This window comes from Pedobacter sp. GR22-6, assembly GCF_037402555.1.
GTDB lineage: Bacteria > Bacteroidota > Bacteroidia > Sphingobacteriales > Sphingobacteriaceae > Pedobacter.
The window spans coordinates 237,969-251,828 of the sequence record NZ_JBBEUC010000005.1; the positions used below are offsets into that span (position 1 = coordinate 237,969).

Sequence of the window (13,860 nt, forward strand, 5' to 3'; positions counted from 1 at the left end):
GATTCCTATTTTGGCTCTGCAGTAGACCTGATCTTCAGCTCTGTCAGTTGTTTCTCGTCAATAGTAGAAGGACTGTCTATCATTACGTCACGGCCAGAATTATTCTTAGGGAATGCGATGACGTCTCTGATGCTGTCTAAACCGGCAAAAATAGAGCAAAGCCTATCAAAACCAAATGCGATTCCACCATGTGGCGGAGCACCAAATTCAAAAGCATCCATCAGGAATCCAAACTGTTTTTGAGCTTCTTCAGCAGAAAAACCGAGATGTTTAAACATTAAGGCCTGAAGCGTCCTGTCGTGGATACGAATAGAGCCACCGCCAATTTCAGTTCCATTAACGACCATGTCGTAAGCATTGGCCCGCACTTCACCGGGTTTGGTATCCAGTAAGGCTATATCCTCCGGTTTAGGTGAGGTAAAGGGGTGGTGCATGGCATGATAGCGTTCCGTTTCCTCATCCCATTCCAACAAAGGAAAGTCGAGGACCCAAAGTGCACTAAAAGTATTCCTGTCGCGCAGTCCGAGACGTGTGCCCATTTCCAGGCGCAGTTCGCTCAGTTGTTTGCGCACTTTATCCTGCCCTCCTGCCATCACGAGAACGAGATCTCCTGGCTGAGTTTGGAATGCGGCAGACCATTTCTTCAGTTCATCTTCGTTGTAAAACTTATCAACGGATGATTTCAGCGAACCATCTTCATTGTGTCTTAAATAAATTAAGCCTGTTGCCCCGATTTGAGGACGCTTGATGAAATCTGTCAGTTCATCTACCTGTTTACGGGTATAGCCCGCACAGCCTTTAGCGTTGATGCCGATAATGAGTTCAGCATTGTCAAATACAGGGAAATCTTTGCCCTTTACAATGTCATTCAATTCAACGAACTGCATATCGAAGCGGGTATCCGGTTTATCAGATCCGTATAAGCGCATCGCGTCGGAATACTGCATTCTCGGTACCTCAGGGAGGTCTATTCCTTTGATATCTTTGAAGAGGGTTCGGATCAGTCCTTCAAAAGTGTTCAGAATATCTTCCTGTTCAATGAATGACATTTCACAATCAATCTGTGTAAACTCTGGTTGCCTGTCGGCCCTTAGATCTTCGTCCCTGAAACATTTAACGATCTGGAAATACCGGTCAAAACCAGAAACCATCAGCAGTTGCTTGAAAGTCTGTGGAGATTGTGGCAGGGCATAAAATTCGCCTGCATTCATTCGGCTTGGTACTACGAAATCACGTGCACCCTCAGGTGTCGATTTGATCAGGACAGGAGTTTCTACTTCGATAAAGTCCAGTCCATCCAGATAACGTCTTACAGCCTGGGCCATTTTATGGCGTAAGACCATATTATTGCGTACAGGATTTCTGCGTAAATCCAGGTAACGGTATTTCATCCGAAGATCGTCGCCGCCGTCGGTTTCATCATCAATTAAAAAGGGAGGTAATTTGGCTGCATTCAATACCTCAAGCGCAGTGATCTTGATTTCCACTTCCCCTGTTGGCATTTTCAGGTTCTTGTTGGAGCGTTCTACGACAAGACCGCTGGCTTTGATTACAAACTCTCGGCCCAGGTTGCGTGCTGCTTCGCATAATTCGCGGTTGTCATCCATATTGAAAACCAATTGGGTGATTCCATATCTGTCACGAATATCAATAAAGGTCATTCCTCCAAGATCTCTGGATTTCTGTACCCAGCCGCATAGGATCACATTTTCTCCCAGGTTATCGATGGTCAAAGCGCCGCAAGTAGTTGTTCTTAGCATTATTAATAATAATTAAGCGGCAAAAATATTGATTTTGAACCACATATTTCAGGCTATGGAGATTTTAATGGGACATTGAAAAAAAATCAAACAGATATGCAACGTTTCAGATTCCTCATTGTCCTATATAACGAATACAAAGATCATTGGAAGCAGTATACATAGATAAGCACCTTCACCTGGTAGAAGAATGTCGTAAGGCCAACAGGAAAGCACAATTTGAGATTTACAAGTTGTACGCGAAAGCGATGTATAATGTTGCTTTGAGGATTCTGGCCCAGGAGGCGGAGGCAGAGGATGTATTACAGGAGGCATTTTTAGATGCATTTACCCGGATAGATAGTTTTAGAGGGGAAACTACTTTTGGTCTTTGGTTAAAGCAGATCGTGATCAACAAATCAATCAATCAACTCAGGAAACGCAAAGCCGAATTTATCAGCATAGATGGTATTGATGTTGCAGCCGAGGAAACAGTGCCTTTTGATGATCTGGAGATGAAGGTGAATGAAATTAGGGACGCGGTTTCGAAACTGCCAGACGGATACCGTGTTGTGTTGACCTTGTATTTATTTGAGGGTTATGATCATGAAGAAATTGCCCACATTTTGAAAATATCAGAAAATACCTCAAGATCACAGTACATGAGGGCCAAAGTGAAATTAAATAGCTTATTAGCAAAGAGAGGAGCATGAGATGAGCAATAACTTAGAAGAGTATATCAAAGCAAATAAGAAAGCGTTTGATGTCGCGTCCCCACCAGGAGATTTATGGAGCAGAATTGAAATCGGCCTGGAGCAGGACCGCCTAAAAAAGCCTTTAAGGGTGCCGTTTTGGTTCAGTATAGCAGCATCCTTCACCGTGATCATCACGTTTATTTTTATATATACCTATCGTAACAGGACAAGGGAACTGGATATCGCGGACATCAATCCTTCATATGCAAAAAAGGAGATGAAATTTGCGACACTGATCGAAGAGAAAAAAGATAGCCTAATGGTGTTTGCCACAAGCAACCCTGATCTGTATAAGAAGTTTAGTCAGGATCTGAATGACCTGGCTGCGGATTATACCAGACTTAAAGAAGAACTGCAAACCAGCCCAAACAAAAAAATAGTAGTAAAAGCCATGGTCAGAAACCTGGAGATACAACTTCAAATTATCAATCAGCAGCTATCGATCATCAACGAGGTAGACCAGTATAAAAAAGAGAACAGTATATGAGAGCTTTAACCATACTATTATTTTTACTTTTCACCATGAACGGAGCTTTTGCGCAGCATGTGGAGGTCAATATTGATGAGCGGGCCATTGAGCGTCAAATAGAGTTGGGGATGCAACGGTTGGAGAACGTTCTTGCCAAAGTAAACCTTAATCTGGATGTAAATCTTGCGGTTCTGAAGGCCGATCAGGTGAATTTAGACGGCCCGCAGAAATTAAAAATTTTCAGCCGTACTTACCCTGCTACAGCTAACGATAAAGTTGTGCTCAGCAATGAGTACGGATCGATGCAAATCAAGACCTGGGAAAAGAAGGAAGTGAAGGTTGAAGTGAGTATCAAAGCCTATGGTAACTCCGATACTGATGCCCAGAAACTTTTAGATGGAGTGAACATTGAGGCTGGGAAGCAGGGAGATCAGGTTGTTTTTAAGACGAAGATCAATCAGGTGAATCTGGGGCTAACCAGGAAACGCGGCAGGGTGGAAGTGAAAGTAGATTATATCGTTTATATGCCTGTTTCAAATTCCCTTACCTTATCGCAGAATTACGGCAATGTTTCCCTGGAAGATCTGACAGGAGCATTGTATGCCAAAGTGCAGTATGGCAATTTTTCGGCAACCAACTTAAAGAGCAACAACAATTATATCTCCGTACAGTATGGTAAGACAGATATTCAGCGTATCAATAAAGCAGTAATCAAGCACCAATATGGCTCCGGATTGACTATTGGTACTGTATCGAATCTGGATCTTGATGCACAATACGCTGCAGTGAGCATCAACACAATCCGAGGAATGGCATTGATCAAGCAGCAATACGGTTCAGGCTTGACTATCGGTACGACTGAACAACTGGATCTTAATATTCAATATGCCAATGCGACAATAAACACCGTTAAGGCAAACGCACGCATCAACCAGCAATACAGTAACCTCAGCCTGGGAACGGTAAGTGGGCTTGACCTGAATACACAATACACGTCCGTAACGATCGGTTCGTTAAAAGGCAATGGCAATATAGACATGCAATACAACAAACTCAGCATAGATGAAGTTGGTGCCCAGTGCAGGTCACTACAGATAGATGGAAATTACCTGGCGATCAATGTCGGATTTGCGGGAGGTTTCAATGCAGATTTTGATGTAAAGACGAGTTATGCCCCATTCAAGTACGGAGATCAGATTTCAGCACAGCTTTTGGGAGATCGCAATTCAACCTCAAAAAATTATACCGGCAGGATAGGAAATGGAGGAACAGGACTTGTAAAAATCAAGTCTGATTATGGTTCCGTACTGTTTAGATAAAAAAGCTAAACCAAACACACCGGAAGCTTGTTGATGATTCAGCAAGCTTTTTTTATATCTTAGCGCCAAGAAAAATTTACCATATGGAATTTTTAAGTAGTCCTGAAGCCTGGATTTCTCTCCTGACTTTAACCGTCCTTGAAATTGTATTAGGAATAGATAACATCATTTTTATTTCGATCCTGTCAGGTAAACTGCCTGCCCATCAACAGAAAAAAGGCCGTCAGCTGGGCTTAGGTCTTGCTATGATTACCAGGATACTACTCTTATTGTCGCTGACCTGGGTCATGACATTGACTACCCCGCTATTCAACATCGGCGCCTGGTTTAATGTCAGCAGTCAGGAATGGCTGGAAAAGCTGGCTATATCGGGTCGTGACCTCATCCTCATCATTGGTGGATTATTCCTCATCTATAAAAGCACCCATGAAATCCATGATAAACTGGAAAGCGAAGAAGAGAAAGAACTGAAAGGGAAAGTTTATTCGTTTTCCGGCGTCATTGTTCAAATACTTCTTCTGGATATCGTGTTCTCGCTGGATTCTGTAATTACCGCAGTAGGGATGGCAGAGCATGTAGAGATTATGATTGCTGCGGTAATGATTGCAGTCATTATCATGATGATTTCGGCCAGCGCGATCAGTGACTTCGTCAATAATCACCCTACAGTTAAGATGCTTGCCCTCTCCTTTCTACTACTGATCGGTGTTTCTCTGCTCGCAGAAGGCCTGGACCAGCATATTCCCAAAGGTTACATTTATTTTGCCATGGCGTTCTCTATTCTGGTAGAAATGCTCAATCTGAAAATGAAGAAAAATACAGAGAAGCCCATTAAGCTGAAAAATACGCCACACAAAGAACAAACCGAAAAATAGTAAAACCATTTCATGATCTCTTTTTTTGAAGCCTCCCTGGCAGAACTTTCCATCCATAGGATCGGAAATAAATCCCAGGACGAATTTTACGTATTGTCCGAAACATCAGTAGCCATTCAGGACAGTATGCTGAGTAATTTGCTGCAACAATACTTTTTGGGGCCTTATGAGAAAGTAAATGAAGTCTATCGGTTTTTTCATCCCAATTCGGACCTGAACCTGAATGAAGTCTATCACTTTGCTGCGGGGATCTTTGAGAACGGAGAAACCTTCCACGAAAACAGTAAAGAACTTGCGAAGTACCTTTACGAAGTTTCCGGGCATCCTAAAATCAAATCAGGAGAACTTTACCTGGCTTATTTTGAAAACGTGCAGATTGAAGGTGAACTACATGATGCGATTGGGATCTTCAAATCGGAGACCAAGGAAACCTATTTGAAAGTCTATCCCGAAAATAGTGGCTTTGCACTGAGCTATGAGCAGGATGCGATCAACATCAACAAATTGGACAAAGGTTGCCTGATCTTCAATACAGACAAGGAAGAAGGCTTTTGTGTCGCTGTAATAGACCATACCAACAGGGGTACAGAGGCTGTTTATTGGAAAGATGAGTTCCTGAAACTGAGGATCAGAAATGACAATTTCAACCAAACCAATAATGTCCTTGGCGTTTACAAGACCTTCGTTACTGAGAAGCTGGATCAGGATTTTGAAATCTCTAAAGCAGATAAGATTGATCTGCTCAATAAATCAATGAAATATTTCAAGGAAAAGGAAAGCTTTGATCTGGAAGAATTCTCAAATGAAGTTATCGGAAATGAAGAAGGAATAGCATCCTTCAAAAACTTTAAAAAAAACTACGAAGAAGAGTTCGATGCACCGATACCAGATAGCTTCGACATCTCCGGAGCTGCGGTAAAAAAGCAGGCCAGGGTATTTAAAAGCGTACTTAAACTCGATAAGAACTTTCATATCTATATCCATGGAGATAAGGAGTTGATAGAAAAGGGCTTCGACGATGAGAAGTACATGAACTATTATAAAGTTTATTTTAAAGAAGAAGAATAATTTTTTAAGCACCGCGTGTGCATAATTGAGAATAAATTGTAGCTTTATTTCTAAAGCCAAATATTCCAATTACTTACATGAGCCGGGAACCACAACAAAGCAGTATTTTCAAGGTGATCGGTGCCTCTTCATTGGGCACGCTGATCGAATGGTATGATTTCTACATCTTCGGTAGCCTGGCTACCATCATTGGGGCACAATTGTTTCCTGCAGATGCGGGCGCCTCTGCACTGATCAATACCCTGGCCATTTTTGCAGCAGGATTTATTGTCCGGCCATTTGGAGCCCTCGTATTTGGGCGCCTAGGTGACCTGATTGGCAGGAAATATACCTTCCTGCTTACCTTAGTCCTCATGGGAGGTTCCACCTTCCTGATCGGATTGATACCCTCCTATTCCAGTATCGGCTATGCAGCTCCCATCCTAGTACTCATACTGCGCCTCATTCAGGGACTCGCCCTCGGAGGAGAATATGGTGGCGCAGCGACCTACGTAGCAGAGCATGCGCCAGCACATAAAAGAGGATTCTTTACCAGTTGGATCCAGACCACAGCCACAGGCGGACTGTTCCTTTCTCTTGGCATTATCGTACTGACCAAAAACATCATCGGGGCCGAGGGTTTTGCAGACTGGGGCTGGAGGGTGCCTTTTCTCTTGTCTATCTTACTGGTAGGGGTGTCCATCTACATCCGGATGAAAATGCATGAATCACCCATGTTCACCAAACTGAAGACAGAAGGCAATATTTCTAAAAACCCACTAAAGGAAAGTTTCAGTCACAAGGCCAATTTCAAAATGGTATTGCTTGCCCTGTTTGGTGCTACCATGGGTCAGGGCGTGATCTGGTACACAGGGCAATTCTATGCACAGTCTTTCATAGAAAATACCTGTAAAGTTGATTTCAATGATTCCAGGTACATTCTTTTATGGGGAATTGCCTTTGCAACTCCATTTTTCGTCATCTTCGGTTCCTGGAGTGATAAAGTAGGTCGGAAATGGATCATGCTCACAGGTATGCTACTGGGGATTATTTTTTACCGGCCGATTTATCAGGTTTTCCTAGATGACACAGATTTCAGCAGGGTGACACAGCAAGATATTAAAGAAGTTTCCGGTCCTGTGGTGAGTAAGCGTTTGATTGAGGGTACACAGGACAGTTTGATTTCTGCCAGTTTTATGGTTAGCTTGCAAGATGGCGCTTCTTTCACCAAAGTTCAGTCACATACACAATATGCAGATGCCAGTAAACCAGCAATTGCCCATCCTGATAGTTTTATTGATAAAAAATTGTCCACACCAGTATTCTGGAAATTTGTTGCGCTGATCTTTTTTCAAATCTTACTGGTCACAATGGTTTATGGCCCTATTGCAGCTTTCCTGGTAGAGCTGTTCCCTACCAAGATCAGGTATACTTCGATGTCCCTGCCATATCATGTTGGTAATGGGGTGTTTGGCGGACTGGTGCCCTTCATTGCTACACTGATAGCCAGTTTCTCCGGTTCCACGCCATTATCTGGTTTATGGTATCCAATCGGTATCGCCGCATTGAGTTTTGTTATTGGAGCTGTTTATTTGTCAAACAAAAAGCCCGACCACGGAGAGGCTGAATCATAAAATAAGGTTATGAACGGATTAAAGAAAGCATTAGGATTATTGTGGATCGTATTGGGCCCCGCATCCATTATATTTATGTTCATGCAGGCCATAGAAAAGGTAGGCCTCGCAGCGGAAGGAGTGGCTAAAACAAATACTGCCCTGCAATGGGGGATTATATTGTTCATCTTTATTCCCATCAGTGCTGGATTGGTCATTTTTGGGTACTACGCCATGAAAGGGGAGTATGATCAACTCCCCGAAGACTAATTACAAGACGCGGAGCAACAAACCTTTCAGGTATTCGCCTTCCGGAAAGGAAATCCTTACCGGATGGTCTTCCGGCTGATGGAATTGTTTGATGATCTGGACTTCCTTACCTGCATCCAATGCAGCCCAGGCAATGATCTGCTTAAAGGTTTCCATATCTACCGCTCCTGAGCAGGAGAAAGTAGCCAGTATGCCCCCGCTTTCGAGTAGCAGCATGCCCAGCCTGTTGAGGTCTTTGTATGCTCTTGCTGCACGATCAAGCGCAGAACGGGAAGGTGCATATTTAGGCGGATCCAATACAATGACGTCAAATTTTCTTCCTTCTTCTTTGAATGTCCTCAGTTGTTTATTAACATCAGATTGTATACTGTTTTGTTTGTCGGCAGCAAAGCCGTTCAGTCCCAAATTATGTTGTAGGGTTTCTATGGCCAGACCGGAACTGTCTACACTGGTTACGTGGGTCGCGCCATGGTTCAGGCTGTTTAATGAAAAGCCACCACTATAGCAAAAGCAATCCAATACGGTTTTCTCTTTTGTGTATTCGGCAAGGATCATCCTGTTGTCCCGCTGGTCACAATAAAATCCGGATTTCTGGCCATCGGCAATGTTGATGTGGTATTTGATGCCATTTTCTTTTACTTCTATAAACTCAGGAGGAGTCTCACCCCATAATAATCCTTGTACAGGCTCCAGGTTTTCGTGTTTTCTTGCGCCGGCATCGCTCTTGTCAAATATTCCTTTAGGATTTAATTCTGCGATCAGGATTTCTATAATGTCGCTCTGTACCGCGTCTATACCTGCGCTCAATACTTGCAGGGATAAGAAATCCGCGTATTTGTCGACGATCAGGCCGGGAAGGATATCAGCCTCGCTGAATACCAGACGACAAGTATTGGTCTCTTCGCTCAGCAGGTGTGAACGTGAGGCAATTGCTTGCTTTATTTTTTGGCTATACCATGCCTTATCAATGATCGTTTCTTCGTTCCATTCCAGGAGGCGCAATGCGACCCTGGATTGGTCGTGGTAATAAGCGTAAGCAAGAAATTCTTTATCGGCCGACCTTACTGCCACTACTTCTCCATTTAAGGGTTTGCCTTTCACTTTGTCGAGTGCTCCGGAGAAAATCCATGGGTGGCGCAGCACAGCTGCTTTTTCTTTGCCTTTTTTCAGTATTACCTCAATCATGATGCAAAAGTAAAGGAAAAATTGAGCATTCTCTTCGCAGGCTGCATCTTTCGCTGAAAAAGCGAAACCGCTTAGGCCTGCTCTTAGAAAACTAAATTTTAGAAAAAGGAATGAAAAATTGAGCATTCTCTTCGCAGGCTGCATCTTTCGCTGAAAAAAGCAAGAGCTCAAGATTTTCCTGAGAAAACTAAATTTGATACTTTTAGCCCTATGATGGAAGAAATAAATTGGGCCGACTTTGAAAAAGTGGAATTGCGTGCAGGAACGATCCTTGAGGTTTTTGATTTCCCGGAGGCTCGTAAACCGGCATACAAACTAAAAGTTGATTTTGGCGAATTGGGCATTAAGATGAGTAGTGCCCAGATCACAAGTCATTACACTAAAGAAGAACTGGTCGGTCAGCAAATAATTGGAGTCGTTAATTTCCCCAAAAAACAGATCGGCAAGTTTATGTCGGAATTTTTGGTCACTGGCTTCGCAGATGAAAATGGTCATATTGTGCTTTGCACGCTCAAAGGGAAGGTGCCCAATGGAAGTAAAATGATATAAATGCTATCTTTGGACATGAGCTTTTATAATTTTTCAGAAGAAGAGAACCCGGCAGCGGAAGATGAGCATTATATGCGTATGGCTTTGCAGGAGGCACAGAAAGCCTATAAGGCAGAAGAGATCCCTATCGGGGCCATCGTCGTCTGTAAAGGCCGCATCGTAGGTCGCGGCTATAACCTTACCGAGCAGCTGAATGATGTCACAGCCCATGCTGAAATGCAGGCTTTTACTGCCGCAGCGCAAACTTTGGGTGGAAAATACTTGAAAGACTGTACGCTGTATGTTACCATCGAGCCTTGTGTGATGTGTGCCGGAGCGAGCTACTGGACACAATTGGGCCGCCTTGTCTATGGCGCAGCAGAGCCAAAGCGTGGCTTCAGTACCAAAGGAGCGCAATTGTTGCATCCAAAAACAAATTTAAAAGGAGGAGTACTGTCCGATGAATGCGGAGAACTGATGACCAGGTTCTTTCTCAACAAAAGAGGCTAAACTTTACAAAGGAAAGAACAAAACTTAACCCCCGAATGTTATATTTGTCTTGAAAAACAAGTTTTAATTTTTAAAATAAATAAATATGGCTTTTGAATTACCTGCGTTACCGTACGCAACAGATGCATTAGAACCGCATATCGATAAACAAACTATGGAAATCCACCATGGTAAACACCACCAGGCTTATGTAACCAACCTGAACAAGGCATTGGAAGGCAAACCTGAGGCAAGCCAAAGCATTGAAGAAATCGTTAAAAATATCTCTAAATTCCCTGCTGCAGTAAGAAACAACGGTGGTGGTCACTATAACCACTCCTTGTTCTGGGAAGTAATTGGTCCAAACAAAGGTGGTGAACCTAAAGGTGCACTGGCTGATGCAATCAATGCTGCTTTTGGTTCATTTGCAGACTTCAAAACTAAATTTGCAGAAGCAGGTGCTACACGTTTTGGTTCCGGATGGGCTTGGTTAAGTGTTGGTGCCGATAAAAAACTGGTAGTTTCTTCTACACCAAATCAAGATAACCCTTTAATGGATATCGCTGAAGTAAAAGGTACTCCTATTTTGGGTATGGATGTATGGGAACATGCTTATTACCTGAAATACCAAAACAAACGTCCTGATTACATTGCTGCTTTCTGGAATGTAGTAAACTGGGATGCTGTAGCTGAGCGTTTCAAAAAAGCTTAATCTTAAAATTAGCTATAAAAAAGGCCCCGTTGCATCGCAGCGGGGCCTTTTTTATGCATTGCCTTTACCTTACTGTGCGAAATTGATCCAATCGATACTGATCAGGTCATTATTTGGCTTCGACGCTTTTTTCACCACAAAATAGAGGTCATGCCTTCCACCAGGATTCTTAATCTGGGCATTTAGATCTACATATTTTTTCCAGTCCCCAGTTGTACTGAAATCCACCGTACTGATCAGTAGTCCTTCCGCTGAATCTATATGCACTTCTATCGTACCGTTGTGCTGTGCAGAGGCATAGTTGTAGGTTAACCGGGAGATGTTCTTCAGGTCGATGTTTTTGAACACAAAATAGGAACCGTTATGGATGCTGCCCAGATAGGTTTCGCTCCGTTGTACATTGTTTAGCAGGTCTGCATCTTCTGCCTGTACTTTTGCCGGACGCAACAAGATGGTCTCTTTTTTCGTTAGTGGTGTAATCGCTCCGCCATTGTCTGTATAGGAAGCCGTGAATACGTACCTGCCCTGATCCCTTGTGGTCAGGTGTTTGTTCAATGTTGTGCTGCCTTGTTTTGGTAAGGCCGGGTTAGCCGCCGTTGCAGTCAAAGAGAGGATGTATTTCACCATCTCGCTGGCATCGTCCCTGCTCAGTTGGGGATGGGCGCTCATGGAATGTTCGCCCCAAACCCCGCCACCACCGGCAATGATTTTTTTGGATAACACAGTCACTGCAGATTTATTAGTTGCATAACGCTTGGCTACCTGCATGAATGAGGGACCAACGGATTTGGCATTTACCTGGTGACAGGCTTTACAGTCACTTTTAGCGATCAGCGATTTACCGAAATTGTAAGTCGGGCTGATTTCCTGATGTCCTATCAGGGCCTGTGTGCTCGCCACTTTAGCAATATAGTTCATGCTCACTTTTAGCCTCGCCGGGCTGATCACCTTGTCTTCTCTGTCTTTTACCACTACATTGTAACTAAAAGCCGATGCTTTGGGGAAAAAGAAGGTGCTATTGCTACTGGTGTTGATGGCGACCTGTGGCATCGTATTGCCCACTTTTATAACTTTAGAGGTAGTTGAAAATTTTCCGGACTGATCGGTCACTTTCAACAAAACCTTGTAAATGCCATTCTTCTTAAAAGTGTGCTCTGGATTTTCCGCTGTAGATCCTACTTTACCACCTTCGAAAGTCCATTGGTAGCTCAGTTTGTCACCGGTATCATTGTCGTAACTTTTTGAGGCGAAGGAAACTTTATAAGGTGCAAGTCCTATGGTATCGTTTGTAGCAATCTTTGCGAAAGGCGCGCGGTTGCCTCCGTTGAAATCAATCCTCACCAGCCTCGCATCCACATTGTCTATGCCATATACAGATCCGTATTCCAGGATGTATAAAGAGCCGTCAGGTCCCACCTCAATATCCATAGGGCGCCTGAAGTCGCCATTGCTTTCCATAAAAGGCTCCATGCTTTTGTAATTCTGGTTCTCATCCAGGCGCATGGCGAAAATCCAATTGCGCATCCAGTCGTATACAAACAGCGCTTTATCGTAATACTCAGGCATTTTGCCAGTAGCCTTTATCGCCGGATCATAGTGGTATACAGGCCCTGACATGGCACATCTGCCTCCCTCACCAAGGAAAGGATATTCTTCCGATTTATTGTAGGGATAAGCCACTAAGGGTTTTTGCGCTGCAGGCAGTTTTTGTAGTCCGGTATTGTAAGGCGAGTTGTTCTCAGTACCATTGAGGTCGAAACTTGCGCCCACAGCTTTAGTGGCAAAATCAAATTCCTTATAAGGGATGTTATTGCCAATGACATACGGCCAGCCATAGTTTCCGGCTTTTTTAGCCTGATTGAATTCATCATATCCACGTACACCCTGAGCAGCATCGGTACCGGCATCCGGACCTACTTCACCCCAGTACAAGTAGCCCGTAGCGGCATCAACAGAAATCCGGTAAGGATTTCTGCAGCCCATCACATAAATTTCAGGTCTGGTCTTCTCTGTCCCTTTTGGGAAGAGGTTTCCCTCAGGAATGGTATAACTGCCATCTGCTTCGGGATGAATCCTGAGGATCTTGCCACGAAGGTCATTGGTATTTCCTGCCGAACGTTCGGCGGTATAGTTTACGCGGTTTGGACGTCTGTCTATGGGGGCATAACCTTGAGATTCAAATGGAACAGTGTTGTCACCGGTAGAGATGAATAGGTTTTTGTCCTTGTCCCAGGCCATGGAGCCCCCGGTATGTGCACTTACCTCCAGGTCTATGGGTACCTCAATGATCACTTTTTCCGATTTCAGGTCCAGCACACTGGTTTTGCTGATCTTAAAGCGTGAAATGTGCTGTTTGTACTGATTACCTGCAGATGCGGTGTAGAAAAAGTACAGGTAGTTGTTGCTGGCAAAATCAGGATCTATGGTCATGCCCAGCATACCGTTCAGGTATTTGTCAACCGCCTTGACAGGGAATTTATAAATCAGGGAAGTTTTTTTCGTTGCCGGGTTATATACATAGAAATTTCCGGCACGCTCCACAAAGAAGACCCTGCCGTCAGGGGCCAGGGAAAGCTCTATGGGTTCATTCAGGTCATTGGATAGAATAGTTTTTGTAAATCTGTTGTCTTCTGGTTTTTTAAGACTGCTTTTAACCGTGTCCAGCGGCTTTAAAGCATGTTTTGCATCTGTACTTCCCGTCTTAAAGGCAAGTAGAGCTGAAGTAATCGCAACAGCCGACACTATGGTCAGGTAGAGTTTTGCGGGTTTGATTTGGAACATGAATGGTTTCAATTTTGATTTTGTACCAAAAATAAGAGTATTCTCAGATATCTATGTTTTGTAACATCATTATGCGAA

13 protein-coding genes are annotated in these 13,860 nt (G+C 43.6%); 10 read left to right on the forward strand and 3 right to left on the reverse strand.

The window, feature by feature from the left end; translation table 11 throughout:
* Positions 1-5: 5 nt before the first annotated feature.
* Positions 6-1,760, reverse strand: coding sequence for an aspartate--tRNA ligase (gene aspS, locus WAE59_RS21730; RefSeq protein WP_337858096.1), 1,755 nt, complete (start codon positions 1,758-1,760; stop codon positions 6-8).
* A gap of 146 nt (positions 1,761-1,906) precedes the next feature.
* On the opposite strand from aspS, the gene WAE59_RS21735 reads away from it, so the two are divergent.
* From WAE59_RS21735 to WAE59_RS21765, 7 genes are all read left to right on the forward strand, one after another.
* Positions 1,907-2,452 (forward strand): RNA polymerase sigma factor, encoded by a 546-nt coding sequence (locus tag WAE59_RS21735; protein ID WP_337858097.1) that lies wholly within the window; start codon positions 1,907-1,909, stop codon positions 2,450-2,452.
* Between the two features lies 1 nt (position 2,453).
* Positions 2,454-2,981 (forward strand): hypothetical protein, encoded by a 528-nt coding sequence (locus WAE59_RS21740; RefSeq protein WP_337858098.1) that lies wholly within the window; start codon positions 2,454-2,456, stop codon positions 2,979-2,981.
* Positions 2,978-4,282 (forward strand): hypothetical protein, encoded by a 1,305-nt coding sequence (locus WAE59_RS21745; RefSeq protein WP_337858099.1) that lies wholly within the window; start codon positions 2,978-2,980, stop codon positions 4,280-4,282. The genes WAE59_RS21740 and WAE59_RS21745 overlap by 4 nt, the downstream gene beginning before the upstream one ends.
* 83 nt (positions 4,283-4,365) lie before the next feature.
* Positions 4,366-5,157: a TerC family protein gene (locus tag WAE59_RS21750; RefSeq protein WP_337858100.1), complete on the forward strand. Its 792-nt coding sequence runs from the start codon at positions 4,366-4,368 to the stop codon at positions 5,155-5,157.
* 12 nt (positions 5,158-5,169) lie between these two features.
* Entirely contained in the window at positions 5,170-6,225 is a 1,056-nt protein-coding gene (locus tag WAE59_RS21755; RefSeq protein WP_337858101.1) for a nucleoid-associated protein, read from the forward strand.
* 77 nt (positions 6,226-6,302) lie between these two features.
* Positions 6,303-7,838: an MFS transporter gene (locus tag WAE59_RS21760; protein WP_337858102.1), complete on the forward strand. Its 1,536-nt coding sequence runs from the start codon at positions 6,303-6,305 to the stop codon at positions 7,836-7,838.
* Positions 7,839-7,847: 9 nt separating this feature from the next.
* Positions 7,848-8,087 carry a DUF6814 family protein gene (locus tag WAE59_RS21765; RefSeq protein WP_337858103.1) on the forward strand — a complete coding sequence of 80 codons (240 nt, stop codon included), beginning with the start codon at positions 7,848-7,850 and terminating at the stop codon, positions 8,085-8,087.
* On the opposite strand, the gene WAE59_RS21770 is transcribed toward WAE59_RS21765, so the two are convergent.
* Positions 8,088-9,272: a class I SAM-dependent rRNA methyltransferase gene (locus WAE59_RS21770; protein WP_337858104.1), complete on the reverse strand. Its 1,185-nt coding sequence runs from the start codon at positions 9,270-9,272 to the stop codon at positions 8,088-8,090.
* 213 nt (positions 9,273-9,485) lie between these two features.
* Between WAE59_RS21770 and WAE59_RS21775 the strand changes: the two genes are divergently transcribed.
* The 3 genes from WAE59_RS21775 (at position 9,486) to WAE59_RS21785 (ending at position 11,001) form a co-directional block, all read left to right on the forward strand.
* Positions 9,486-9,821 (forward strand): tRNA-binding protein, encoded by a 336-nt coding sequence (locus tag WAE59_RS21775; RefSeq protein ID WP_337858200.1) that lies wholly within the window; start codon positions 9,486-9,488, stop codon positions 9,819-9,821.
* 15 nt (positions 9,822-9,836) lie between these two features.
* Positions 9,837-10,310: a nucleoside deaminase gene (locus WAE59_RS21780; protein WP_337858201.1), complete on the forward strand. Its 474-nt coding sequence runs from the start codon at positions 9,837-9,839 to the stop codon at positions 10,308-10,310.
* Between the two features lie 85 nt (positions 10,311-10,395).
* Entirely contained in the window at positions 10,396-11,001 is a 606-nt protein-coding gene (locus WAE59_RS21785; protein ID WP_337858105.1) for a superoxide dismutase, read from the forward strand.
* A gap of 69 nt (positions 11,002-11,070) precedes the next feature.
* Here WAE59_RS21785 and WAE59_RS21790 read toward each other — a convergent pair whose 3' ends face one another.
* Positions 11,071-13,782, reverse strand: a complete 2,712-nt coding sequence (locus WAE59_RS21790; RefSeq protein ID WP_337858106.1) for a PQQ-dependent sugar dehydrogenase — start codon at positions 13,780-13,782, stop codon at positions 11,071-11,073.
* Positions 13,783-13,860: the final 78 nt, after the last annotated feature.

Bases quoted from the DNA above. Each gene is read 5' to 3' on its own strand.
- aspS (WP_337858096.1), bottom strand. From the start codon at position 1,760: ATGCTAAGAACAACTACTTGCGGCGCTTTGACCATCGATAACCTGGGA.
- WAE59_RS21740 (WP_337858098.1), top strand. From the start codon at position 2,454: ATGAGCAATAACTTAGAAGAGTATATCAAAGCAAATAAGAAAGCGTTT.
- WAE59_RS21745 (WP_337858099.1), top strand. From the start codon at position 2,978: ATGAGAGCTTTAACCATACTATTATTTTTACTTTTCACCATGAACGGA.
- WAE59_RS21750 (WP_337858100.1), top strand. From the start codon at position 4,366: ATGGAATTTTTAAGTAGTCCTGAAGCCTGGATTTCTCTCCTGACTTTA.
- WAE59_RS21755 (WP_337858101.1), top strand. From the start codon at position 5,170: ATGATCTCTTTTTTTGAAGCCTCCCTGGCAGAACTTTCCATCCATAGG.
- WAE59_RS21760 (WP_337858102.1), top strand. From the start codon at position 6,303: ATGAGCCGGGAACCACAACAAAGCAGTATTTTCAAGGTGATCGGTGCC.
- WAE59_RS21765 (WP_337858103.1), top strand. From the start codon at position 7,848: ATGAACGGATTAAAGAAAGCATTAGGATTATTGTGGATCGTATTGGGC.
- WAE59_RS21770 (WP_337858104.1), bottom strand. From the start codon at position 9,272: ATGATTGAGGTAATACTGAAAAAAGGCAAAGAAAAAGCAGCTGTGCTG.
- WAE59_RS21775 (WP_337858200.1), top strand. From the start codon at position 9,486: ATGGAAGAAATAAATTGGGCCGACTTTGAAAAAGTGGAATTGCGTGCA.
- WAE59_RS21780 (WP_337858201.1), top strand. From the start codon at position 9,837: ATGAGCTTTTATAATTTTTCAGAAGAAGAGAACCCGGCAGCGGAAGAT.
- WAE59_RS21785 (WP_337858105.1), top strand. From the start codon at position 10,396: ATGGCTTTTGAATTACCTGCGTTACCGTACGCAACAGATGCATTAGAA.
- WAE59_RS21790 (WP_337858106.1), bottom strand. From the start codon at position 13,782: ATGTTCCAAATCAAACCCGCAAAACTCTACCTGACCATAGTGTCGGCT.